Source organism: Bradyrhizobium sp. ARR65, from assembly GCF_000472385.1.
GTDB lineage: Bacteria > Pseudomonadota > Alphaproteobacteria > Rhizobiales > Xanthobacteraceae > Bradyrhizobium.
The window spans coordinates 1-23,890 of the sequence record NZ_AWZU01000069.1 but is presented as its reverse complement, the minus strand read 5'-3'; the positions used below and the strand labels follow the sequence as shown (position 1 = coordinate 23,890).

At 63.6% G+C, this 23,890-nt stretch carries 22 protein-coding genes and 1 tRNA gene; 14 read left to right on the top strand and 9 right to left on the bottom strand.

All coding sequences use genetic code 11. The features are described from left to right. Positions 1-196: 196 nt before the first annotated feature. Positions 197-1,192, top strand: a complete 996-nt coding sequence (locus F758_RS0139310; protein ID WP_024512953.1) for a catalase family peroxidase — start codon at positions 197-199, stop codon at positions 1,190-1,192. A 67-nt stretch (positions 1,193-1,259) separates the two neighbouring features. On the opposite strand, the gene F758_RS0139305 is transcribed toward F758_RS0139310, so the two are convergent. Next, positions 1,260-1,628: an antibiotic biosynthesis monooxygenase family protein gene (locus tag F758_RS0139305; RefSeq protein WP_024512952.1), complete on the bottom strand. Its 369-nt coding sequence runs from the start codon at positions 1,626-1,628 to the stop codon at positions 1,260-1,262. 98 nt (positions 1,629-1,726) lie between these two features. On the opposite strand from F758_RS0139305, the gene F758_RS0139300 reads away from it, so the two are divergent. Then, entirely contained in the window at positions 1,727-2,191 is a 465-nt protein-coding gene (locus tag F758_RS0139300; RefSeq protein ID WP_024512951.1) for a MarR family winged helix-turn-helix transcriptional regulator, read from the top strand. 107 nt (positions 2,192-2,298) lie between these two features. Here F758_RS0139300 and F758_RS0139295 read toward each other — a convergent pair whose 3' ends face one another. Beyond that, on the bottom strand, positions 2,299-3,081 hold the full coding sequence (locus tag F758_RS0139295; protein WP_024512950.1) for a hypothetical protein: 783 nt from the start codon (positions 3,079-3,081) through the stop codon (positions 2,299-2,301). Between the two features lie 425 nt (positions 3,082-3,506). On the opposite strand from F758_RS0139295, the gene F758_RS0139285 reads away from it, so the two are divergent. Continuing rightward, complete coding sequence (locus tag F758_RS0139285) at positions 3,507-4,778, top strand: MFS transporter (RefSeq protein WP_024512949.1); 1,272 nt, start codon at positions 3,507-3,509, stop codon at positions 4,776-4,778. Between the two features lie 235 nt (positions 4,779-5,013). On the opposite strand, the gene F758_RS0139280 is transcribed toward F758_RS0139285, so the two are convergent. Further along, a tRNA-Leu gene (locus tag F758_RS0139280) sits at positions 5,014-5,100 on the bottom strand. Positions 5,101-5,251: 151 nt separating this feature from the next. Between F758_RS0139280 and F758_RS0139275 the strand changes: the two genes are divergently transcribed. Next, positions 5,252-6,220, top strand: coding sequence for a complex I NDUFA9 subunit family protein (locus F758_RS0139275; protein ID WP_024512948.1), 969 nt, complete (start codon positions 5,252-5,254; stop codon positions 6,218-6,220). A 702-nt stretch (positions 6,221-6,922) separates the two neighbouring features. Here the strand turns inward: F758_RS0139275 and F758_RS0139270 are convergent. Continuing rightward, complete coding sequence (locus F758_RS0139270; RefSeq protein WP_024512947.1) at positions 6,923-7,729, bottom strand: undecaprenyl-diphosphate phosphatase; 807 nt, start codon at positions 7,727-7,729, stop codon at positions 6,923-6,925. Positions 7,730-7,927: 198 nt separating this feature from the next. On the opposite strand from F758_RS0139270, the gene F758_RS0139265 reads away from it, so the two are divergent. Together F758_RS0139265 and queG are read left to right on the top strand one after the other, a co-directional pair. After that, complete coding sequence (locus F758_RS0139265; RefSeq protein ID WP_024512946.1) at positions 7,928-8,620, top strand: glutathione S-transferase family protein; 693 nt, start codon at positions 7,928-7,930, stop codon at positions 8,618-8,620. Then, a complete protein-coding gene (gene queG, locus F758_RS0139260; RefSeq protein WP_024512945.1) occupies positions 8,569-9,756 on the top strand; it encodes a tRNA epoxyqueuosine(34) reductase QueG in 1,188 nt (395 codons plus the stop codon). Before F758_RS0139265 ends, queG begins: the two co-directional genes overlap by 52 nt. A 26-nt stretch (positions 9,757-9,782) precedes the next feature. Here queG and F758_RS0139255 read toward each other — a convergent pair whose 3' ends face one another. Continuing rightward, complete coding sequence (locus F758_RS0139255) at positions 9,783-10,595, bottom strand: alpha/beta hydrolase (protein WP_024512944.1); 813 nt, start codon at positions 10,593-10,595, stop codon at positions 9,783-9,785. A gap of 231 nt (positions 10,596-10,826) precedes the next feature. Here F758_RS0139255 and infC point away from each other — a divergent pair, with 231 nt between their 5' ends. Then, entirely contained in the window at positions 10,827-11,366 is a 540-nt protein-coding gene (infC, locus tag F758_RS0139250; RefSeq protein WP_024512943.1) for a translation initiation factor IF-3, read from the top strand. Between the two features lie 142 nt (positions 11,367-11,508). On the opposite strand, the gene F758_RS0139245 is transcribed toward infC, so the two are convergent. Further along, complete coding sequence (locus F758_RS0139245) at positions 11,509-11,967, bottom strand: hypothetical protein (RefSeq protein WP_024512942.1); 459 nt, start codon at positions 11,965-11,967, stop codon at positions 11,509-11,511. Positions 11,968-12,230: 263 nt separating this feature from the next. Between F758_RS0139245 and rpmI the strand changes: the two genes are divergently transcribed. Both rpmI and rplT read left to right on the top strand, forming a co-directional pair. Beyond that, positions 12,231-12,431: a 50S ribosomal protein L35 gene (gene rpmI / locus F758_RS0139240; protein WP_024512941.1), complete on the top strand. Its 201-nt coding sequence runs from the start codon at positions 12,231-12,233 to the stop codon at positions 12,429-12,431. A gap of 78 nt (positions 12,432-12,509) precedes the next feature. Continuing rightward, positions 12,510-12,869: a 50S ribosomal protein L20 gene (gene rplT, locus F758_RS0139235; RefSeq protein ID WP_024512940.1), complete on the top strand. Its 360-nt coding sequence runs from the start codon at positions 12,510-12,512 to the stop codon at positions 12,867-12,869. 16 nt (positions 12,870-12,885) lie between these two features. Here rplT and F758_RS45685 read toward each other — a convergent pair whose 3' ends face one another. Beyond that, positions 12,886-13,203, bottom strand: a complete 318-nt coding sequence (locus F758_RS45685; protein ID WP_024512939.1) for a hypothetical protein — start codon at positions 13,201-13,203, stop codon at positions 12,886-12,888. Between the two features lie 243 nt (positions 13,204-13,446). On the opposite strand from F758_RS45685, the gene pheS reads away from it, so the two are divergent. From pheS to F758_RS0139215, 3 genes are read left to right on the top strand one after another with little or no spacing between them, the layout of a single operon-like run. Continuing rightward, positions 13,447-14,529: a phenylalanine--tRNA ligase subunit alpha gene (gene pheS, locus F758_RS0139225; protein ID WP_024512938.1), complete on the top strand. Its 1,083-nt coding sequence runs from the start codon at positions 13,447-13,449 to the stop codon at positions 14,527-14,529. Beyond that, complete coding sequence (gene pheT / locus F758_RS0139220; protein WP_024512937.1) at positions 14,526-16,934, top strand: phenylalanine--tRNA ligase subunit beta; 2,409 nt, start codon at positions 14,526-14,528, stop codon at positions 16,932-16,934. Before pheS ends, pheT begins: the two co-directional genes overlap by 4 nt. After that, positions 16,931-17,707: a sulfite exporter TauE/SafE family protein gene (locus F758_RS0139215; protein ID WP_024512936.1), complete on the top strand. Its 777-nt coding sequence runs from the start codon at positions 16,931-16,933 to the stop codon at positions 17,705-17,707. The genes pheT and F758_RS0139215 overlap by 4 nt, the downstream gene beginning before the upstream one ends. Before the next feature lie 10 nt (positions 17,708-17,717). Here the strand turns inward: F758_RS0139215 and F758_RS0139210 are convergent, their stop codons facing one another. Next, positions 17,718-19,142: a flavin monoamine oxidase family protein gene (locus F758_RS0139210; RefSeq protein ID WP_024512935.1), complete on the bottom strand. Its 1,425-nt coding sequence runs from the start codon at positions 19,140-19,142 to the stop codon at positions 17,718-17,720. Between the two features lie 192 nt (positions 19,143-19,334). Between F758_RS0139210 and F758_RS0139205 the strand changes: the two genes are divergently transcribed. Further along, on the top strand, positions 19,335-20,318 hold the full coding sequence (locus F758_RS0139205; protein WP_024512934.1) for a YiiX/YebB-like N1pC/P60 family cysteine hydrolase: 984 nt from the start codon (positions 19,335-19,337) through the stop codon (positions 20,316-20,318). Positions 20,319-20,480: 162 nt separating this feature from the next. Here the strand turns inward: F758_RS0139205 and F758_RS0139200 are convergent, their stop codons facing one another. After that, positions 20,481-20,756: a metal-sensitive transcriptional regulator gene (locus F758_RS0139200; RefSeq protein ID WP_024512933.1), complete on the bottom strand. Its 276-nt coding sequence runs from the start codon at positions 20,754-20,756 to the stop codon at positions 20,481-20,483. Between the two features lie 61 nt (positions 20,757-20,817). Between F758_RS0139200 and F758_RS0139195 the strand changes: the two genes are divergently transcribed. Then, positions 20,818-23,232, top strand: coding sequence for a heavy metal translocating P-type ATPase (locus F758_RS0139195; protein WP_024512932.1), 2,415 nt, complete (start codon positions 20,818-20,820; stop codon positions 23,230-23,232). The last annotated feature ends 658 nt before the right edge of the window (positions 23,233-23,890 follow it).

Genomic DNA, 23,890 nt, shown 5'->3' with positions numbered 1-23,890 from the left:
GCCCTGCTGACGCCAGGCGCGCCGGCACCGCCGAGCCCGTCGGTGGCGAGTAGCCACCGCGAAAGTTAATGGCTGTCAGCTCGGCCGAACTATGTTGGTGCCGCGGTTTGGTTTAGATTGATCGCAGTGGGCGCGATTTTTTGCCATCCTGAAACCGCTTTCCGTAGGCGCTCCTTCGTCAATCAGGAGGATAGTCATGCGATCGTTTCAAAGCATTGCTCTGACCGCCGCATTGTCCGCTCTGATCGCAGCCGCCGCGACTTGCGCCGGCGCCGAAGACGAGCCGCTCGGCGTTCGGCTGGTCAATCAAATGAATGCGCTTTACGGCCAGCATCCGGGGGTTCGCGCGAACCACGCCAAGGGCGCCGTGTTTGAAGGCCTATTCACGCCGGCACAAGGCGCCGACACCTTCAGCTCGGCTGTCTTTCTCAAGGGTGCTCCGACGCCGCTCGTCATTCGCTTTTCGAATGCCGGCGGCGTGCCGGACGCGCGCGACACCGATCCTTCGACCGGCGGCGTCCGCGGCATGGCGATCAAGTTCCGTCTCCCCGATGGGAGCGAGCAAGATATGGTCTGCATCTCGGCAAACGGGTTTCCGGTCGCGACCGGAGAGGATTTTCTGGCTCTGCTGCAGGCGATCGGCGCGAGCGGTCCCGACGTGCCCAAGCCGACGCCGCTTGAGAAATTCCTGTCGACCCACCCGGCCGCGGCCGTGTTTGTCAAGACGCCGCGGCCTGTGGCGGTCAGTTACGGCACGCAGCCCTTCTTCGGCGTCAACGCATTCAAATTCACCAATGCGCAAGGAACAGCCAAGTTCGGCCGCTACCGCATCGTCCCCGAGAGCGGCCCGGCTTACGTGAGCGACGAGGAGGCGGCGAAGCGTCCTCCTGACGCCCTCGCTGACAATCTGCGGGCATCGCTCGAAAAAGGACCCGTCAAATTCCGCCTTCTGGTGCAGGTTGCCGCTGCTGACGATCCAACCACGGATGCCACGAAAGTCTGGCCGGACAGCCGGCCGACGGTGGAGCTCGGCGAAATCGCTGTCACCAAGGCGTTGGATACAAAGAAGGTCGAGAACGATTTGCTGTTCCTGCCGACCAATCTGACGGCCGGCATCGACGCGTCGGATGATCCGATCATCAATACGCGCACCGAGGCGTACGCGGAGTCGTTCGGCCGCCGGACCAAGTAGATCGTCAACAATCGCGGAAAGCGCGCAGGGCGGATTAGCCGAAGGCGCAATCCGCCATCTGCTGTGCTTATGCGACACAGATGCCTGATACCGCGACTTTCTGGAACAGATGCGGGGAGGCGACGGCCGAAGAGGGATAGGCCGAGAGTTTCGCCCTGAACTCCGGATGACTGAACGCCGCGCGGAAATCGGCGGTGGACGCCCAGATCGCATAGTTGAGATAGGTCGGGCTGTCGCCGATCGCGCGGTGAAGCTGGGTGGAGATAAAGCCGCCCTGGCGCTTCATGAACTCCGCATCGTCCTGCCAAACCTTGAGGAAGGTCTCCTCGTCCGCCTTGTCGAGCGTGAACACGTTCACGAGGACAACGGGGCTCGCGTCGATCGTGATCTGGCGATCAATCGGGAAGGCGGGGTCGAGAGGGCGCAATAGCGGCATGACACACTCCAGCGAACTTGGTTGCATGGAACCAGCTTGGTACGATAGGAGCATAGAGCATTTGACATCATAATGTCAATTATGGCTGATGGTGACGTATGAAAAGGATTGAGCGAACACCCGCAGGCGAGGCCCTGAGCGGCCTCGTCCTCGACATGTTCAGGGTCAACAGCCTGCTTCTGACCGCCGGCGACCGCCTGGTTGAGGGACTTAGGCTGACCAGCGCGCGCTGGCAGATCCTCGGCGCGATCATCGCCACTGAGCGTCCGCAACCGGTGGCGTGGCTGGCGCGCGACCTTGGCGCCAACCGTCAAAACGTGCAGCGGATCATCAATGACTTGCACGGGGAGGGGCTCGTTGCCCTTGAGGCCAACCCGCACCACCGGCGCGCGCAACTCGTCGTCTTGACCGAGAAAGGCAGACAGACGTTCGAAGCCGCCATGCGCCTGCAGGCGCCCTGGATCAACAGCCTCGCGGACGGACTCGCGATCAAGGACATCCAGGCGACGCACCGCGTTATTCGAACCCTGCGCCAGAGGCTGGAGGGCAACGGGCGGGAGTAGCGCGGAGGGCGGATTGGCCGCAGGCGTAATCCGCCGCCGCACCGGGTTACGGCCGCTTGATGCACTGTTACACCGGCGCGGCCTTTCGGTCCGCCGAGCTGCCGAGATTAGGGCCCATATCCATGCGGCACCTGACCCCGGCGGATGAGGCTGAGCGCGCCGGCCTGCACCAGCAAGGTGCTGAGAATAGCGGCGAGAAAAGCGGGAAGGATGCCGACTTTCACCAGGAGAAGGCCAAGGATGAAGAAGAACGTGGCAAAACCGTAGAGGGCAAACACCAACCCGCGCAGCACCTCCGTTGCCGTCCCCGGTCCCTTCATACGATGGGCGAAAACAGCAAGAATGGCGCCGAAAATCGGAAAGCTGGCGAGCACGCCGGCGACCTTCGCTCCAACGAGTGCGGCGGCTGCGGTTAGAGTGACGACAAGCACCGTCACCACCACCATGCGCGCCGGCAAATCCCACCATGGCAACGCGACGGTGGTACGCAAGGTGTCGCGATGCGGGATGAGGAGCGCCGCCGCGGTGAGCGTTGCCAGCGCGACTACGAAGAAGCCCCAATGCGCCAGCGGCATCGCCTGGATCAGGAACGCTGCACCGGCGTAGGCCGCCGATCCGATCAACAACGCCGGCACCCAGCCCTGCTGAGCCAGCAAGGCATAGCCGAGGCCAAAGCAGGCCTGCGCAGCCGTGCCAACAAGCGAACCGTTGGTGGCCAGTGCAGCGAAATCCGCGCCGTACTGGATGGCAAGAAAGGCCGCGACGGGGCCGGAAGTCAGCGGCAGCCCGACCAACCATCCGCCGATCACATCGCCCCATCGCCGCCCCGCCAGGCTCGCGAGCAAGATGAGAAGAGGCGGCAGGACCAGTTTGGAGAGAACCAGGGCCATTCCTGCTCCTCGGTGGGCGCGTGGGGCGGATCGGCCTGAGGCATAATCCGCCGTCCGGGCCCTATGCTATCGGCGGGTTACCCTCTGCCTGGCCTTGGGTCAATTCGCCCAGCACCCGAGCCAGAGCGGCCGTAATACTTGCCGCTCTCTCGCTCTTGCAGGCGACTTTCTCCAGTTCAACGGCAATGGCCCTCAACGAACGACGACTGTCCTTAGGCGTCTTTCGGCGCAACCGATTCGCGCGCTTGCTTTATGAAGCTCATGCCTTCCTGAATTCTTTCGATCCGTTGCATGGATCCCACAATCCGACGCGAACTCAGCGTTTCCGCGGAACTTCTGCCATGCGAGGCCGTGAAATCGTCCCGGGCCACCCTATCTGTTGCCAGTTCCTCGCCCCCTTCTCCCCTTTGCCACGAACGAGAGCCATGACCGAACAAACACTGGCAGCGCCGATTGATGATCAGCAGGAACGCCAACACGGCTTTTCACGCTACCAGTCGCTCCTCATCGCGCTGCTCGCGTTCACACAGTTCACGATCATTCTCGACTTCATCATCATGTCGCCGCTCGGCGCCATCCTGATGCCTTCGCTCAACATCACGGCCGGGCAATTCGGCGTCGCGGTTTCGGCCTACGCGTTCAGTGCGGGAATTTCAGGTATCCTGGCCGCCGGCTTTGCCGATCGCTTCGATCGCAAGCGCCTGCTGCTGTTCTTCTATGTCGGCTTCACGCTCGGAACCGTGCTCTGCGCGGTGGCGCAGAGCTACGATGTGCTGCTGCTCGGCAGGATCGTGACCGGATTGTTCGGCGGCGTGATCGGCTCCGTCGTGCTTGCCATTATCACCGACCTGTTCCCGTTGCATCTGCGCGGCCGCGTGATGGGATTCGTCCAAACCGCGTTCGCCGCGAGCCAGGTGCTCGGCATCCCGGCCGGGTTGTTTCTCGCCAATCACTGGAACTGGCACGTCTGCTTCGCTGCGATCGTCGGCTTGTCAATCGCAGCGATCGCTCTCATCGCCTTCGCGATGGAGCCGGTCAATGCGCATCTGCGACTCAAGCAGGACAAGAATCCCTTCCACCACCTGATCGCGACCATCGGACAGCCACGCTATACGCTGGCCTTCGCAGTAACGATGCTGCTGGCGACCGGCGGGTTCATGCTCATGCCCTTCTCCAGCGCCTTCACTGTGCACAATCTCGGCATCGATATCCTGCACCTGCCGACGATCTATCTCGTCTCCGGACTGTTCAGCATCGTCACAGGGCCGCTGGTCGGCAGGGCGAGCGACGCTTTCGGCAAATATCCGACCTTTGTTTTCGGTAGCGTGGTGTCCGTGATCATGGTGCTGATCTACACCCATCTCGGCCACGTCTCGCTCACGACCGCGATCCTCGTCAACGTCCTGATGTTCGTCGGCATCTTTTCACGCATGATCCCGTCGCAGGCCCTGATGTCGGCAATCCCCGACGCGAGCCAGCGCGGCTCGTTCAACGCAGTCAGCGCGTCGCTGCAGCAGTTCTCCGGCGGGCTCGGCTCGATGCTCGCCGCCGCGATCATCGCGCAAGACCCTGATGGTTCTCTGATCCATTTCGACCGGCTCGGATACGTCGTCGTCACGACGTCGATCCTTTCGCTGATCGCGATGTACTTTGTGCAGAAATCGGTGGCGAATCGGGCCGGCAGGCGGGTCGTCTGACTGCAAGCGTACTGGTTTGGCGCGATGGGGCGCCTCGTCACGACGGCGATGCATGGGTCACCGGCCTGCTACCTCCATCGATCGCAGGCAACACTATTTTGCGTCGAAATCCGCAAAATCGTGCCCAGGAAGCCCGTAGAGCGGATTGGCCGGAGGCGTAATCCGCCGGGTCCGCACCTTCGGCGGGTTACGGCTTCGCCTAACCCGCCCTACCGCATCTGCACCGAAGGAAAAATGGTGCCCAGGAAAGGACTCGAACCTTCACGGCTGTGAGGCCACTGGCACCTGAAGCCAGCGCGTCTACCAATTCCGCCACCTGGGCATGGGGGCGGTTACTACGGGGCCGTCGCGCGCTTGTCAAATTGCAGATTTGCATTCTGATTAAGCTGTACAGAAATCGCCTGATGGCGTATCGGCAAATCCGCTAAATGCCTGCCGTTCCCTCGAATTTGGCCCCTTAGGACACGTTACCCATGCCTTCGAATCTGGATACCCTGGTTACGGTTTTCGGCGGATCGGGTTTTCTGGGCCGAGCCGTGGTCCGGGCGCTGGCCAAGCGCGACTACCGCATCCGCGTGGCGGTGCGGCGGCCGGAGCTGGCCGGGTACCTGCAACCACTGGGGCGGGCCGGGCAGATCCACGCGGTGCAAGCCAATCTGCGCTACCCGGTTTCCGTCGAGGCGGCGATGCGCGATTCCCAGCTCGCCATCAACCTGGTCGGCATCCTCGCCGAAAGCGGCGCGCAGACCTTCGATGCGGTCCAGGCGGCCGGTGCCGAGACCGTGGCCAAGGCGGCGGCCGCCGCTGGGGCCGAGTTGGTGCATGTCTCCGCGATCGGCGCCAACGACAAATCGACCTCGGCCTATGCTCGCACCAAGGCTACCGGCGAAAAGGCGGTGCTGGCCACGCTGCCGTCCGCGACCATCATGCGTCCCTCCGTCATGTTCGGGCCTGAGGATCAATTCACCAACCGTTTTGCGGCCTTGGCTCGGATCTCGCCGATGCTGCCCCTGATCGGCGGCGGGGTCACAAAGCTGCAGCCGGTCTATGTCGGCGATGTTGCCTCCGCAATCGCGGAGGCCGCGGATGGCAAGACCAGGCCGGGCGCCACATACGAGCTCGGCGGCCCCGAAGTTCTTTCCATGCGCGAGATCATGGAGCTCATCCTTGAGATCACCGACCGCGACCGCGCGCTGGTCTCGCTGCCGTTCGGACTTGCGAAATTCCAGGCCGCGTTCCTGCAGTTCGCGCCCGGCGCGCTGAAGCTGACGCCGGACCAGGTCGAGCTGCTGCGCACCGACAATGTCGTCTCGGAGGCAGCGAAGGCTGCGGGGCTGACGCTCGAAGGGCTCGGGATCACGCCCGATTCGCTGGAAGCGATCGCCCCGCAATATCTCTGGCGCTTCCGCCCCGCCGGGCAGTTCCAGCGGAAGAGCGCGTAAGACTCGCACCAACTACGGACGCGCACCGCGGTATGGGTCCCGAGCTTCCGCCGGGACGACCGCGTATCGCGATCGTCACGACACGAGAGACGGGATGCGGTGGACGCGGAAGTGCCGAGTGACGAACGGCGACTTTCGCGGACGGTCAAGTCGTGTGGTCCTGGCGCGCCCATGCAGGCGCCAAGTTCGCGAAGACATCGCGCGGGCGACGGTGGCAAACAAGCTGGTTCACCGAGGAGAGCACGGAGTAAGCCGTAAACCACCGCGCAGGGAATGCCGGACTGCTCCGGCTGAACCTGTTGGTCAACACGCGCGCGTTGCGCAGTTTTTTGCGCGGTGGCCATGGGTGCAGCCAGCACCCGGCATTCCCTGCGCCCTCTGATTCTCGAGAGGGTGGTCGTTGAGCAAAACTCGGACGAATTTCGTCGCGAGAATGCGCACTCGCATCCTCCTGCTGTTTGAAAATCGAATCCGCCTCTGTTGCCAGCTATCCCCGTCATCCCCGCGCAAACGGCTTCGCCGTTTGTCGCTGGAGGCGCTCGCGAAGCGAGCCTCGAGGGAGACGGCCCGTGTATAGATACGGCGGGCCATCCTTCGACGCTCGTGGAGCCTGTCATCGGGCCGCGCTTTGCGCGGACCCGGTGGCTCGCACCTTAAGGATGACGGGTCAACAGCTTTCGCCGGGCGCAGGCTGTGAAAGCCTTACCGCCCCATCGCCAGCGCGACCAAGCCGAGCGTGCCGACGATGACGCGCCACCATGCGAACAGCGCAAAGCCGTGCCGCGTGACGTATTCCAGGAAGGTCTTCACCACGATGATCGCGGTGACGAACGACACGACAAAGCCGATCGCGATGATGCCGAGATGATCGGCCGTCATGTCGGCGCGGTTCTTGTAGAAGTCATAGGCGAACGCGCCGATCATGGTCGGGATGGCGAGAAAGAACGAGAACTCCGCCGCCGCGCGCTTGTCGGCCCCGAGCAGCATCGCCGAGACGATGGTCGCGCCGGATCGGGACGTACCCGGAATCATCGCCAGACACTGCGCGATGCCGATCCACAGATAGGTCAGCAGCGGGAATTTCGTGGCGTCGTGCCAGCGCGGCTTGTGGTCGAGCTGATCGACCCAGAGCAGGATGGCTCCGCCGACGATCAGCGAGAAACACACGACCCAGGGATTGAACAGGAACTCCTTGATGTACTTTCCAGCAATCAGGCCGATGACGACCGCAGGCAAGAACGCGAGCAGCACGCCGATCACGAAGCGGCGAGCGAAGGGGTCGCTGAACGTGCCGAGCGCGATCCGCGACAACTTCACAAAGTAGAGCGCGACGATTGCCAGGATCGCGCCGAGCTGGATCAGGATGTCGAAGCTCTTCCAGAAATTGTCTTCGCCGAGTTCGAAGAAGCGACCCGCGAGCAGCAAGTGGCCGGTCGAGGACACGGGCAGGAACTCGGTGACACCCTCGACGACGCCGAGGATTACCGCACGCAGCGTATCTGAGATCATTCTCTGTCCTGTTGTGGGTCGGAGGTCTGATACGATCGGAATTCGGCCAAAATGACGCGTTCTTGTGGCGTATTCGTTTCCTTGCCGCAATCGCAAAATGCGCACGCGGCCATTGCCTCGGACGTTTGCTTAGGTAGTTTCGCCGCTTCCGACCAAAGTTGGTGGTTTCTTAAGCACCCCCTAATATTCACAAGGCTGATGTTCACACTGTTCCATCACCCGTTCTGTCCGCATTCGCGCTTCATCCGGCTCGTGCTCGGCGAATACGGCCTCGATCTCAAGCTGGTGGAAGAGCGCGCCTGGGAGCGGCGCGAGGGCTTTTTGGCGATGAATCCGGCCGGTACCACGCCGGTATTATTCACCGAAGGCGAGCCTGCCATACCCGGCGCCGCCATCATCGCGGAATACATCGACGAGACCCGCGGGCATGAGATGGGCGACCGCCGGCTGCTGCCGACCTCGATGAGCGAACGCGTCGAGGTGCGCCGCCTGATGGCCTGGTTCAACGAGAAATTCTTCGAGGAGGCCTCGAATCCGCTGGTCACCGAGCGCATCTATAAGCGCTTCATGAGCGAGGAAGATGGCGGCGGCCCGCCTGCGGCCGACGTGATCCGCGCGGCCAAGACCAATGTGCGCTATCATCTGGCCTATATCGGCTGGCTGGCGCAGCGGCGGAACTATCTGGCGGGCGAGCGGCTGACTTATGCGGATCTCGCCGCGGCGGCACATCTTTCGGCGATCGATTATCTCGGTGACGTGCCATGGATCGAGAACGACGCAGCAAAGGCCTGGTATGCGCGGATCAAGTCGCGTCCGTCGTTCCGTCCGCTGCTGTCCGAATGGCTGGCGGGCGTGCCGGCGTCGCGGACCTATGTGGATCTCGATTTCTGAGCGAGAGCGACAAGAAACGGCTCACCGAACTGAGGGCCGCGCTGACGAGCGAGGCGCGCGCGCTCGGATTCGACTGCGTCGGCGTTGCCGCGCCCGATACGATCGCGGATGCGCGACAGCATTTCTACGAGTTCCTCGCGACCGGGGCCCATGGCGACATGGATTGGCTCGCAGCTCGACCGGAGCGCCGCGCCGACCCGCGCGGGCTGTGGGGCGAGGTGCGCTCGGTGATCATGCTTGGGGTGAACTACGGGCCGGACGAGGATCCGCTCGACATCCTCAAGCAGCGCTCGCGCGGTGCGATCTCGGTCTATGCGCGCGGCGACGACTATCACGACGTGATCAAGAAGCGCCTGAAGACGCTGGCGCGATGGCTCGTCGCAGCCAGCCCCTGCGAGGTCAAGGTCTTCGTCGATACCGCCGCCGTGATGGAAAAACCGCTCGCGCAGGCGGCCGGGCTGGGATGGCAGGGCAAGCACACGAACCTGGTGTCGCGCGAATTTGGATCATGGCTTTTTCTCGGCGCGATCTTCACCACGCTCGATCTGCCGCGCGACGAGCGCGAGATCGACCATTGCGGCTCCTGCCATGCCTGCCTCGATATCTGCCCGACGGCGGCGTTCCCCGCGCCCTACAGGCTCGATGCACGCCGCTGCATCTCCTATCTCACCATCGAGAACAAGGGCGCGATCCCGCGCGAATTTCGCAAGAACATCGGCAACCGGATCTATGGCTGCGACGACTGCCTGGCGGTGTGCCCATGGAACAAGTTCGCGCAAGCGGGGCGGGAGACCAAACTTGCGGCCCGCGCCGAATTGCGCAGCCCTGAACTCGCACGGCTTGCGCGGCTCGACGACGCGGCATTTCGTGCGCTGTTTGCGAAATCGCCGGTCAAGCGCATCGGCCGCGACCGATTTGTCCGCAACGTGCTGACGGCAATCGGCAATTCGAATGATCCGGCGCTCGCGCCAGCAGCGGAGCGATTGCTTTCCGATGCCAGCCCGCTGGTTCGCGGCGCCGCCGTGTGGGCGCTATCGCAATTGCTGCCGCGGGAGCGGTTTGAGGCGCTGGCGGCAGAAGCGAGCCTTGCGGAGAGCGACGAAGCCGTGCGCGAGGAATGGCGATGCGTTTCCTAGCTGCCGCGCAGGGGCGTTGTCGTAACTCACGCCATCTCGGCAACCGCGGCAATGATGCGCGCGATGTCCTGCGGCCGCGACAGACGATGATCGCCATCCTGGATCATGGTCAGCACCACGTCTTCCGCCGGCAGTCGATGCGCCAGCCGCAGCGCGTGCTGCCAGGGCACGTCGGCATCCCGCGCCCCCTGCAGGATGCGAACCGGGCACCCGACGTCAATGCTCGTGCCAAGAAGCAGGTGGTTGCGACCTTCCTCGATCAGGTTCCTGGTGATGGGGTAGGGATCGCCATATTCGGACGGCCGATGCCAGACGCCCTTTTCCTGGATCTCCCGACGGGCCTGCGGCGAAAAGCCCTTCCACATCAGCTCCTCGGTAAAATCCGGCGCCGGCGCGATCAGCACGAGGCCGGCGATGGACGCACTGCTTTGAAGCGAGCCATCGGCTCCACGGGAATCGCCCTTGCGCTTCGCCACTTCGCGCGCCAGCAACAGCGCCATCCAGCCGCCCATCGAGGAGCCGATCACCACCTGCGGCCCGCGGCAGAATTGCGCGAACACGGCCAGGCTCTCTTCCAGCCAGTGCCCGATGGTACCATTGAGGAAATCGCCGTCGGATTCGCCGTGGCCGGAATAATCAAACCGCACGCAGGCACGGCCATGCTCGGCGGCCCAGGCGTCGAGCGCCAGCGCCTTGGTGCCCTTCATGTCGGATTTGAAGCCGCCGAGCCAGAACAACCCGGGCGAGCCACCTTGGCGGACACGCACTGCGATCCGGCGCGCCGGCTCCTTGCCAACCTCGATGAAAGCCGGCTGATCGGTTGCGGCGGAACTGGTCATGGAGCGTTTACTCGGATCTGCTGTTTGAGTGGGCACGCCCAACGCGAGGGCGACCAGGCTTTAGGGCTTTCCATGTGCTTGCGAAATACTCTCTCGCTCGCTATCTCGACGGGCGTGGCCAATATGCCTCGTGCGTCGTGCTTTTTCGCACACCCTCACGCGAGTGCGCTTGCCCCTTGAAGCTTATTACTTCAAAATATCGACATCGTTCACAACCTTGGAGAAGGACCCATTCGCCGTCCCAATAGAGCCCCGCCCGCTGCCAGCAAAGACGGGCCGCGCGTCAATGATGATATTCGTAATGCGCAGATCCAGTTGATCGATCAGAACGGCACCAACCGCGGCACTGTCGAGACCGTGGTTGCTATCAAGATGGCCCTCGAAGCGGGCATGGATCTGGTAGAGATTTCGCCGAACGCCAGCCCTCCCGTCTGTAAGATTATGGACTACGGGAAGTTTAAATATTCGGCGCAGAAGAAGGCCGCGGAAGCCCGCAAGAAACAGAAGACGGTCGAGATCAAGGAGATCAAGCTCCGGCCGATGATCGACGACCACGATTACGACGTGAAGATGCGCGCGATGCAGCGCTTCTTCGAGGAGGGCGACAAGGTCAAGATCACGTTGCGCTATCGCGGTCGCGAGATGGCGCACCAGGAGATCGGCACCAAGCTCCTGGACAAGATCAAAGGCGACGTCGCCAACATTGCCAAGGTCGAACAGGATGCCAAGTTCGAGGGACGCCAGGTCGTGATGGTGCTAGCACCGCGCTGATTTGCATCCAGCCCCGGCGAGAGCCGGGGCCTGCCTCCGGCACCTCGTTCCATCGAGGCCCACACCTCAGGGCAGGACGGATCAGGGCAAGACGGAAACGGCCCCGCAGTGGCGGGGCTGCGTCTTTTGCCTCAACTCCTCCTCAGCCGCGCGTCGCCTGCCAGGTGCCACTGCAGGGGGCGCCGGAAATGATCCCGCGCCAAGCGCCGGCGCCGTAATTGCCAACTAGCCGGCCTCCGCCCGAGGCGCGGGACGCGCCGACGCTGACGCTGACCGCCACCATGCCGGCGGGGCTGACCCGGCCATTGACCCTGCCCCCGCCCGCGGACGACACGCGGCCACCCCAGACTGTGAAGGGAACGCTAAGACCGGAACTGCAGGTCCCGCGCGTGGTCGCGAAAACGACGTTCCAGACGCCGTCATAATGGCCCGGATAGGCATAGGGACCCGGATAAGCATAGGCGCCGGGGGCCCGCGTTCGTGCATCCGCCGTGCCGGGAGCGATTGAGGCGGCCATCGCCGCAATGGCCAGCACCAGGAGCCGGGTTCGAAAGCGGCGAAACGGAGTGAGATTCGCTGAATTCTTGAGTGCAATCGTCATCGTCCTGCTCCGATCAAGCTTCGGGAGGCCAATATCGCGTCCTCGGCATATGGGTTGCGCGGTTCATCGTTGCCAATTGCGCCGCTCTCTGTCATAAGCGCAGCCTTCGATCGCCCGGCTGATTACGGGCTGCCGTGGCGATCAATGGTGCGGTTTCCTGCCTTTGTCAGAAAACCTGAGCACTTCCAACGCTCTAACGAGCATTTTAGCCGGCCGACGCCCCTCGCGGGCGCGTTCGTGTTGCGGCCATCAAGGAGAGCCAAATGCCCAAGCTGAAGACCAAATCGGGCGCCAAGAAGCGCTTCAAGGTGACTGCCAACGGCAAAGTGATGCATGCCCAGCGCGGCAAGCGCCACGGCATGATCAAGCGGACGAACAAGCAGATTCGTCAGCTCCGGGGCACGCGCGTGCTGTTCAAGACCGACGGCGACAATATCAAAAAGTACTTTCTGCCGAACGGCTGATCGGACTTTTCGCGCAACGAGTTTTGGCCGCCCCGCGCGGCATCTCCCATCACCAGATCACATTGAAGGATATCAGTCATGTCTCGCGTCAAACGCGGTGTGACCGCCCACGCCAAGCACAAGAAAGTCTACAAGGCCGCCAAGGGCTATTACGGCCGCCGCAAGAACACCATCCGCGTCGCCAAGCAGGCGGTCGAAAAGGCCGGCCAATATGCGTTCCGCGACCGCAAGCGCAAGAAGCGCACCTTCCGCGCGCTCTGGATTCAGCGCCTTAACGCCGCGGTCCGCCCGTTTGGCCTGACCTATAGCCGATTTATCGACGGACTTTCCAAGTCCGGCATCGTCGTCGATCGCAAGGTGCTGTCGGATCTCGCTATCCGCGAACCGGCTGCGTTCCAGGCGATCGCCGAGAAGGCCAAGGCGGCGCTCGCCGCCTGACGGCGAAAACGCGAGGCTAGCGGGCGCCGGCGCTCGCTGCTTTCAGCGCCTGATGCGAGTAGCGCTGGGCGAGTTCCGCCCGGCAGAACGCGGCAAACGAAAGATACATGGTGCCGGACTCGTTCTGGTATTTCCGCTCGCAGGCCCGCAGGCCGCGCTGATAGCCGAGCTTTTGGGGCGCCCGCAGGCGCGTCAAGAAATCCGCCTCGCATTTCTTCTGCACGATTGCGCCGAACTGGACGTCGCCGCTCGCGCCGTATTCGCAGGCCTCGAACACTTTCATCGCGCGGTCGCAATTCGGGGCTTCGTTCAGCGCGGTGATCACATCATCCATCTGGGTGGATTTGGCAGGGCATTGGCCGGCAAATGCCGGGCCGTGGAGACGAGATACACGATCACGGCAGCCAGAGGGAATTCGCTACGCATCGCGCGACACCTTCTTTGTTCGCTCCATTGGTGAAGCCCGCAATCGAAAGGGTCAACAACGCCGGAGGCGTCGAGGTTTACAGGCTTTTCGCTTGACGTTCCGGCCCTTGCACGGCGACAACGAGCCGCCCTTTGAAGGAAGAGACTGACTGTGTCCGACCTTGCCAGCCTTGAACAAACCATCCTCGCCCAGATCGCCGCAGCAGGCGATGAGGCCGCCCTGGAAGCGGTACGCGTCGCCGCGCTCGGCAAGAAAGGCTCCATCTCGGCGTTGCTTTCGACACTCGGCAAGATGTCTCCGGAGGAGCGCAAGACGCAAGGCGCCGCGATCAACCTCGCCAAGGACAAGGTGACATCCGCGCTAGCCGCGCGCCGCGAAGTCCTGAAATCCGCCGCGCTTGACGCACGGCTCGCCAGCGAGACCATCGACGTCACCCTGCCGGTACGCGAAGCACCGGCCGAGGCGGGCCGGATTCATCCGCTCAGCCAGGTGATGGACGAGCTGACGACGATCTTTGCCGATATGGGCTTTTCCATCGCCGAAGGCCCCGACATCGAGACCGACGACTACAACTTCACCAAGCTGAATTTCCCGGTCGGCCACCCGGCGCGGGAGATGCACGACACCTTCTTCTTCAACCCGAAGGAAGACGGCTCGCGCCTGTTGCTCCGCACCCATACCTCGCCGGTACAGGTGCGTACCATGCTGAGCCAAAAGCCGCCGATCCGCGTGATCTGCCCGGGCCGCACCTATCGCATCGATTCGGACGCGACCCACACGCCGCAATTCCATCAGGTCGAGGGGCTCGTGATCGACAAGGGGTCGCATCTCGGCCATCTCAAATGGATCCTGCACGAGTTCTGCAAGGCGTTCTTCGAGGTCGATCACATCAATATGCGTTTCCGGCCGTCATTCTTCCCCTTCACGGAGCCGTCGCTCGAGGTCGACATCCAATGCCGGCGCGACAAAGGCGAAATCCGCTTCGGGGAGGGCGAGGACTGGCTGGAAATTCTCGGCTGCGGCATGGTGCATCCGAACGTGCTGCGCGCCTGCAATATCGATCCCGATGAGTACCAGGGTTTTGCGTGGGGCATGGGCATCGACCGCATCGCCATGCTGAAATATGGCATGCATGATCTACGGCAGTTATTCGACGGCGACGTGCGCTGGCTCACCCATTACGGCTTCAGGCCGCTCGAGGTCCCGACGCTGGCGGGAGGGCTGAGCGCATGAAATTCACGCTGTCCTGGCTGAAGGAACATCTCGACACCGACGAGCCGCTCGAAAAGCTCGCCGATAAGCTCACCATGATCGGACTCGAGGTCGAAAATCTCGAGGACAAGGCCAAACTGCTCAAGCCCTTCACCATTGCGCGGGTGATTTCGGCCGAGCAGCACCCGAATGCCGATCGCTTGCGCGTCTGCATGGTCGATACCGGCAACGGGAGCGCCCCCGTGCAGGTCGTCTGCGGCGCGCCGAATGCGCGCGCTGGCCTGATCGGCGTGTTCTCACCGCCAGGCACCTTCATCCCGGGCAAGAACATTACGCTCTCGGTCGGCACCATCCGCGGCGTTGAGAGCCGCGGCATGCTTTGCTCGGAGGCCGAACTCGAGCTGTCCGAGAATCACGACGGCATCATGGAGTTGCCGGCGGACGCGCCGGTCGGCAAGAGCTATGCCGAATGGGCGGGGCTGGGCGATCCCGTGATCGAGATCAATCTCACCCCAAACCGGCCCGACTGCACCGGCGTGCATGGTGTTGCGCGCGATTTGGCCGCCGCCGACATGGGCAAGCTCAAGGAGCCGGCGATCAAGCCGATCAAGGGCGAATTTGCCTGTCCGGTGAAGGTCACGGTTGAGGAGGAAAACCTCTGCCCGGGTTTCGCGCTGCGGCTGGTGCGTGGCGTGAAGAACGGTCCCTCGCCCAAATGGCTGCAGCAGCGTCTGTCCGCGATTGGGCTGCGCCCGATCAACGCGCTGGTCGACATCACCAACTTCATGACGTTCGACCGTGCCCGCCCGCTGCACGTGTTCGATGCCAGCAAGGTGAGAGGGAGTCTCGTCGTGCGGCGCGGCCGCGAGGGCGAGAGCCTGCTGGCGCTCGATGGCCGGACATATAAACTCGACAGTAGCATGTGCGTCATCGCGGACGAACATGGCGTGGAGTCGCTGGCCGGCATCATGGGCGGCGAAGCTTCCGGCTGTGACGAGAACACCACCGACGTGCTGATCGAATCGGCGCTGTGGAATCCGATCAACATCGCCCAGACCGGACGCAAGCTCGGCATCAATTCAGATGCACGCTACCGCTTCGAGCGCGGAGTCGATCCGGCGTTCATGGTGCCGGGGCTCGAGCTCGCAACCAGGATGGTGCTGGAGCTGTGCGGCGGCACGCCCTCGGAAAACGTCGTCGTCGGCAAGGCGTTCGCCGATGACCGCGTCATCGATTTCCCGCTGACCGAAGTCAAGCGGCTTGCCGGCCTTGAGGTGTCGCTCACCGAGACGCGGCGCATTTTGTCCCATCTCGGCTTCATGATGGCCGGCAACGGCCCGGTCGTGAAGGTCGCGATTCCGTCCTGGCGCTCCGATGTCGAAGGCAAAGCCGATATCGTCGAGGAGATCGTCCGCATTGTCGGCGTGGACAAGGTGCCGGAGACGCCGTTCGAACGCGGTGATGCGCCGCGCAAGCCGGTGTTGACGCCGATCCAGTTGCGCACTCGCCGCGCCAAACGCGCCGCCGCCGCGCGCGGCATGGTGGAAGCGGTGACCTGGTCCTTCATCTCGAAGCCGGCGGCCGAACTGTTCGGTGGTGGCAAGAGCGAACTCGCGCTGGCGAACCCGATCGCAGCGGATCTTTCGGACATGCGGCCCTCGCTTCTGCCGGGACTGGCCGCGGCCGTGCAGGCAAATGCCGATCGGGGCTTTTCGGACGTCGCGCTATTCGAGGTCGGACAGGTCTTCCGTGGCGATCGGCCGCAGGATCAGTTCGTCGCCGCGGCGGGCGTCCGCCATGGCTTTGCGACGCCGCAAGGGATCGGCCGACATTGGTCGAGTTCGAAGACAGCGGACGCATTTGATGCCAAAGCCGACGCGCTGGCGGTGCTTGCAGAGGCGGGCGCGCCGATGCAGGCACTGCAGATCGTGCCTGGCGGCCCGACCTGGCTGCACCCGGGACGTTCGGGCACGATCCAGATGGGTCCGCAGAATGTGCTGGGCTATTTCGGCGAACTGCATCCGCGCACGCTTGAGGTGCTGCACGTCGATGGGCCGCTGATGGCGTTCGAAGTCATTCTCGACCGGATCCCGCAAGGCAAACAGCGGCCGACGCGAGCGAAGCCGCCACTCGAACTGTCGGCGTTCCAGCCGGTGTCGCGCGATTTCGCGTTCATCGTCGACCGCGATGTGAAGGCGGGCGATATCGTGCGGGCAGCACAAGGGGTCGACAAGAAGCTCATCACCGACGTCAGCGTTTTCGACGTGTATGAAGGCAAGGGCATCGATGAGAGCAAGAAGTCGATCGCGATCTCCGTCGTCATGCAGCCGCGCGAGAAGACCATGACCGACGAGGAGATCGAGGCGGTGGCCACCAAGATCGTCGCCGAGGTCGCCAGAAAGACCGGCGGCACGTTGCGGGGATGATGCCGCTCGGCCTGGTTCCGGCCGAAGTCGGCATCCGGGCGGCCATCGGCATCTGCGCCATCGCCTTCCTTTCCGGAACGGCGCGGGGCTTCTCCGGCTTCGGCTCAGCGCTGATCTTCATGCCCCTGGCGAGCAGCATGGCCCCGCCGCGACTTGTCGCGGCACTGCTGCTGATCATCGATTTCATCGCCGCCGCGCCGTTGATCCCGAATGCGTGGAAGCATGGCGACCGCAAGGCCACCGCGATCATCGTCACCGGCGCGTTGGTCGGCGTGCCGGTCGGAACCTACTTTCTCACCCGGCTCGATCCGGTCAGCACGCGCTGGATCATCTCGGCCTTTGTAGCCGCACTGCTGGTGCTGCTGCTGTCCGGTTGGCGCTACCGGGGCAAGGACCACCTCGCGCTATCGATCGGCATCGGTGGCTTGTCCGGCTTTTGCAGCGGACTCGCGCAGACCGGAGGTCCGCCAATCGTCGGCTATTGGCTTGGCCGACCCGTCAAGGCCGAGATTGCGCGCGCCAATATCGTGTTGTTTTTCGCGGCGTCCGATTTCTTCTCGCTCGCGAGCTACGTGCTCGCAGGCCTCATCAATCTGGACGCCATCAGGCTCTCACTCCTGGTCGGACCGGTCTATGCGATCGGCGTTGCTTTCGGGGCGTTGCTGTTCGGCCGCGCGAGCCAGGACGTATTCCGCGCGATTTGCTACGTCCTGATCGCCCTGGCTGTGATCGTCGGCCTGCCGATCCTCGACGGCGTGCTGCGCCACGGCTGACGCGGCTACATCAATCGAAAGGCGCGGCCGATCGCCTCGGCTCGCTGCGGCGATAGGTTTTTGCACCTCGCGGCGGTGGCGCGGCCGGCTCAGCCTCCTTCAGCGCGCCGATCTTGCGTAAGGCCGCGTCCGCTGCGCGCTCGCCGCTTTCCCAGGCGCCATCGACTGTTCCCCAGAGGGTCTCGTGGGTTGCCTCGCCGGCGAAAAACAGGCTGCCGACCGGCTCGGCCAGGGTCTTGCGCGATGGCTGGCCGCCGGGCACAGCCGCCGACATCGCGCCGCGCACGTAAGGCATCGCGTTCCAACGCGTCGTGCTGGTCAGCTTGATCGCCGATGTCGCATCACTGCCGAACAGCTTCGTCAGCCACTCCGTCGCAAAGGCGACCATCGCCTTCTCGCCTTGCGCGGTGAGATCGCGGCCGAAGGAGCCCGCAACATCAACCACGCACAGCGACGAACCGGCGACATTGGCCAGCAGCATTGCGGTTCGCGTTGCATTGCTTTGCTCGATGAGCATCTCGTCATGGCCTAGGCCCATGGGATTGCCGGGCAGTTGCAGCGCGATGTGATCATAACTGCCGAGGCCGAGGTTCGCCGCGGCGTCGAGCTGGCGCTTGGGAAGGTCGGGCGTGAACTTGATGGCGCCGCCGGCAAGGACATTGCTTGATGCGGTGATAATGGCGGCGCGCGCTACGATCTTGCCGGCGGGCGTCTCCACCGCAACGTCGCGATTGGACCAACCGACCCGCGTAGCGGGTGTCGACAGCGATATCGGCAACTGGCCGCCGAGCTTCGCCATCAGCGTGCCGAGCCCCTGCCGACAGCCGAGCACGGCAGTGCGGTCTTGCGCGCGCGCCTTGTCGAACGCGGAAAGCTCTTTCAGATCCTTGCCCGTCGCGTTCGGGCCAAGCATGAATTCCACTGTTCCGGACCAGTCGCCGAGATCCTTTGGCAGTACCGAGGCACAGGACACATCGAACCTGCCGCGTGCGGCATCATCGATGGCCCGATTGGCGCGCACCAACGCGGCGAGAAATTCCTCCGTTTCGCCCGCGCGGGCGAAGCGACGGCCAATGCGAATCTTTTGGCCAAGCGAGGCAGACGTGACATCAAGGCCCGCGTCGCGGGCCAATTTGATGAGCGGATTGGTCTCGGGATTATGGATCCAGCGCGCGCCCCGGTCGAACGGCACATCGAAGGTTGTTACATCGGTGGCGCAGCGACCGCCGATCTGGCTCGTTGCTTCGACCACGATGACCTTGCGATTAGCGGCCAAGACGCGTCGTGCCGCAGCAATGCCGGCCGCACCCGCGCCGATCACGACAATATCGGCCTCTCTCGGCGCAGGTGCCGCGGCCCGCGGGGGCGCGGCGAAAACGGGCGTTGCCGCAAGGGCCGCGGACGCCGAAAGAAAGCCGCGGCGCGTCATCGTCATGGTATGGTTTCCGAAACTTTGAGATCGCGAGAACGTGAGGCGAACTTGCCGCATCTCCTCCTGCGCGGCAACCCGTCATGGTGAATCAATCATGATTGATCCAGCTCGCCTCGTGAACGAAATTGCAACGGCCGTTTGTCATGATATGAGAAGGGAAAAAGGCGGCCGGCAAGGCCGCTCGGGGGGATCCTCATGGGCGTCATGCTCGATACCATCGGCAAGCTGATCGCCGGTTACCTGCAGACCGAGTTGCCCGGCTATGAGCCGTTTACGCCGAGCGACCCGGAATATCTGCGCGGCGTGATCGCACCCGGCGACGTGCTGCTGGTCGAAGGCAATAACCGCGTTTCCGGCATCATCAAGTACCTGACCCAGTCCACCTGGTCGCATGCCGCGCTTTATGTCGGCCCGGTCGACGGTGCCGCGGAGCCCGATGGCGAACCGCACGTGCTGATCGAGGCCAATGTCGGCGAGGGCGTCGTATCGGCGCCGCTGTCCAAGTACTATTCGTATCACACGAGAATTTGCCGGCCGGTCGGTCTGTCCTTCGAGGACCGCAACACCGTGTGCCGTTATGCCATCAACCGGATCGGCTTCGGCTACGACACCAAGAATATCCTCGACCTGATGCGGTATTTGATTCCGCTGCCGGTGCCGCAGCGCTGGCGGCGGCGCTTGATCGCGTTCGGCTCGGGCGATCCCACAAAGATGATTTGCTCGGCGCTGATCGCGCAGGCTTTCGACGCCGTGCGCTATCCGATCCTGCCCAAGATCACGCGCGCAGGCTCGCGGCAGGCTCGACGCGAGATCCTGCATATTCGCGATTCCTCGCTCTACATGCCGCGCGACTTCGACATCTCGCCCTATTTCGAAGTCGTCAAACCCACGATCGTGCACGGCTTCGACTACACGGCCCTGCACTGGGCGGACAAGCAGAAGCCGCTCCCGGAGGTAGCGGGCGAGTTCAGTGTGTTTCAGGAAGCGGTCGACTCGCCGTCGCTTGTTCCTGAAGAGACTGACGCGCAGGCGCCGCTTACGCCTGAAGAAGTGACGCCGGCGGACGAGGCGCGCACACTGGTGGAGCGCATCGCCGTGGACGAACATTTCCTGCGCAGCGAACATGTCGAGCTCCGGCGGCCGGAGCGGCGCGGCGAGGGCGGCGCGATCGCGGCTTAGTGTCTCCGACGCGCGATCCGTCATCCCTGCGCAAACGGCTTCGCCGTTTGTCGCTGGAGGCGCGAGCCAACGGGTCCGCGCGAAGCGCGGCCTGATGACGGGCTCCACGAGCCTCGAAGGATGAGGGGGATAGTCCGAATGCAGGACGCGACCTGATCGCGCCTACCTGTCCGACCGCCCGATCACCGCCATCAGCTCCGCAATCTTCTGGCGCTGGTCTGCCTTGTCGCCGCTGGCAATGGCGTGCTCGACGCAATGCGCGACGTGGTCGCGCAAGACCTCTTCCTCAACCCGGCGCAAGGCGGCGCGCACCGCTGCGATCTGGGTGACGATGTCGATGCAGTAGCGGTCCTCTTCAACCATTTTTGAGAGGCCGCGAACCTGGCCCTCGATCCGGCTCAGGCGTTTCTGCACGGATGCCTTGATGTCGTTTCGCATGTCGCTTATATACCCCTACCGGGTATGGGTTGCAAGAGATCGGAGGATTCAGATGGCGAAGATGGCGGATACGCATTCGGATCACGAGGCTCATTCAGGCTACGCTGCCAAAGCCCCCGCTCCGACTGCGAAATCCGCTTGCTGCGGCGGCCACGCCGATCACGCCGCCCACGGGCATCGTCATGAAGCCCAAACCGTCCGCGATCCCGTCTGCGGCATGAGCGTCGATCCGGCGACGTCCAAGCACCGCTTCGACTATCGCGGCGAAACTTTCCATTTCTGCTCCGCCGGCTGCCGTACCAAGTTCGCGGCCGATCCGGCAAAATACCTCGACAAGACGAAGCCGGAACCCGAAATGCCCGCCGGCACGATCTACACCTGCCCGATGCATCCGGAGGTGCGGCAGGTTGGACCCGGCACCTGCCCGATCTGCGGCATGGCGCTCGAGCCCGAGGTCGCGAGCCTGGAGACCGGCCCCAATCCCGAGCTCATCGACATGACGCGGCGCTTCTGGATCGGACTCGCGTTGTCGGCGCCCGTAGTGGTTCTTGAAATGGGCGGCCATCTTGTCGGCGGCCACGGCCTCATTGACCAGACCCTCTCCAACTGGATCCAATCCGTTCTCGCAACGCCCGTCGTGCTGTGGGCGGGCTGGCCGTTCTTCGTTCGCGGTTGGCAATCCATCGTCACGCGCAACCTCAACATGTTCACGTTGATCGCGATGGGCACCGGTGTGGCCTATCTCTATAGCCTTGCCGGCACGCTTGCGCCGCAAATCTTCCCCGCCACGTTCCGTGGACATGATGGCGCGGTCGCGGTCTATTTCGAGGCAGCCTCCGTCATCACCGTCCTCGTTCTGCTCGGGCAGGTGCTGGAATTGCGCGCGCGCGAAGCGACATCGGGAGCAATCAAGGCGCTGCTTCAGCTCGCGCCAAAGACCGCTCGGAAGATCGGCGAGGACGGCGTCGACCATGAGGTCGCGATCGATACGCTTCAGGTCGGCGACAGATTGCGGGTCCGTCCCGGCGAAAAAGTGCCGGTCGACGGCATCATTCTCGAAGGCCGCTCGGCGCTCGACGAATCGCTCGTAACAGGCGAATCGATGCCGGTCACCAAGGACGTCGGTACCAAGGTGATTGCCGGCACGCTCAATCAATCCGGCGGCTTCGTGATGCGCGCCGAAAAGGTCGGCCGCGACACGCTGCTTTCGCAGATCGTCAAGATGGTCGCGGACGCGCAGCGCTCGCGTGCGCCGATCCAGCGGCTCGCCGACCAGGTGGCAAGCTGGTTCGTGCCGACGGTGATCGCCGTCGCGATTCTCGCCTTTGCCGCCTGGAGCTGGTTCGGGCCCGATCCGAAGATGGCGTTCGGCCTGGTGGCGGCCGTGAGCGTGCTGATCATTGCCTGTCCCTGCGCACTGGGATTGGCCACACCGATGTCGATCATGGTGGGCGTCGGCCGCGGCGCTCAGGCGGGCGTGCTGATCAAGAACGCGGAGTCGCTCGAGCGTATGGAGAAGGTCGACACGCTGGTGGTCGACAAGACCGGCACGCTGACAGAAGGAAAGCCGAAGGTGGTTGCCATCGTCCCGGCTGCCGGATTTGAGGAGGACCAGCTCTTGCAGCTTGCGGCAAGCGTCGAGCGCGCCAGCGAGCACCCGCTGGCGGATGCCATCGCGCGCTCGGCCGGGGAACGCAAACTCGAGCTGAAGCCGGTCGAGGAGTTCGATTCCCCGACCGGCAAGGGCGCGACCGGGAAGGTCGACGGCAAATCCATCGTGCTCGGCAATACCAACTATCTCGGCTCGCTCGGCATCGAAACGGCTGCGCTCGCCGGCGAGGCGGAGCGTCTGCGCCAGGACGGCGCGACCGTGATCAACATGAGCGTCGACGGCAAGCTCGCCGGATTGTTTGCGATCGCTGATCCGGTCAAAGCCTCGACGCCGGAGGCGTTGAAGGAGCTTGGCGGTGAGGGCATCCGCGTGATCATGCTGACCGGCGACAACCGCACCACCGCGACGGCGGTCGCGCGCAAGCTCGGACTGTCCGAAGTCGAGGCTGAGGTGCTGCCCGATCAGAAGAGCGCGGTGGTGGCCAGATTGCGCGATGCCGGCCGCATCGTCGCGATGGCCGGCGACGGCGTCAACGACGCGCCGGCGCTTGCCGCCGCGGAAGTGGGCATCGCCATGGGGACCGGAACCGATGTGGCGATGGAAAGCGCCGGCGTCACGCTGCTGAAGGGCGATCTTGGCGGCATCGTGCGCGCGCGCAAATTGTCGCAGGCCACCATGAGCAATATCCGCCAGAACTTGTTCTTCGCCTTCATCTACAACGCCGCCGGCATCCCGATCGCCGCGGGCATCCTCTATCCCGCCTTCGGCATCCTGCTGTCGCCGATCATCGCGGCGGCCGCGATGGCGCTCTCGTCCGTGAGCGTCGTCGGGAATGCGTTGCGGCTGCGGGCCGTGAAGCTGTAGCTGTTCTCTGGTCCACGTCGGGCTTTCGCGAATACAATCTGGCGAGCGTCGGGCAGGGCGCCTGGAAGGCGGAGCTGCTGATCTAGAGCCTCGTTCCAGCGACATCGGCAATTTTCCGAGGGAATCTTCGAACTGCCTATGCCGTCATTCCGGGGCGATGAAGCACCGAACTATGGTACGCAATTGCGCACCTGAGGATCTCGAGATTCCGGTTCGCCTCTTCAAGGCGCCCCGGAATGACGGCGTAGGGACAAGTAGGCGCATTCTCGCGACGCCTTTCGCCCGAGTCGTGCATCACGGTCACCCTCCCTAGAGAACAGAGGGCGCAGGGAAGGCCGGGTGGCCGCTGCACCCGGGGCCTCCGCGCAAAAAAAACTTGCGCGAAGCGCGCGTTGACCACAGGTACAGGCGGTGATCACACCGGCCTTCCCCGCGCGAGTGGTTTACGGCTTANTTCGTGCTCTTCCCGGTGAACCAGGCTTGATTGCCACCGTCGCCGTGCGGATCATCACGTCCGCAAGACTTGGCGCCTGCATGGGCGCGCCAGAACCACACGACTTCACCGTCCGCGATCATGCCGCTCGTCTGTCGGCATTCTCGCGTCCACCGCAGCCCGCCTCGCGTTCGTGACGATCGCGATGCGCCCCTCTGTCATCGA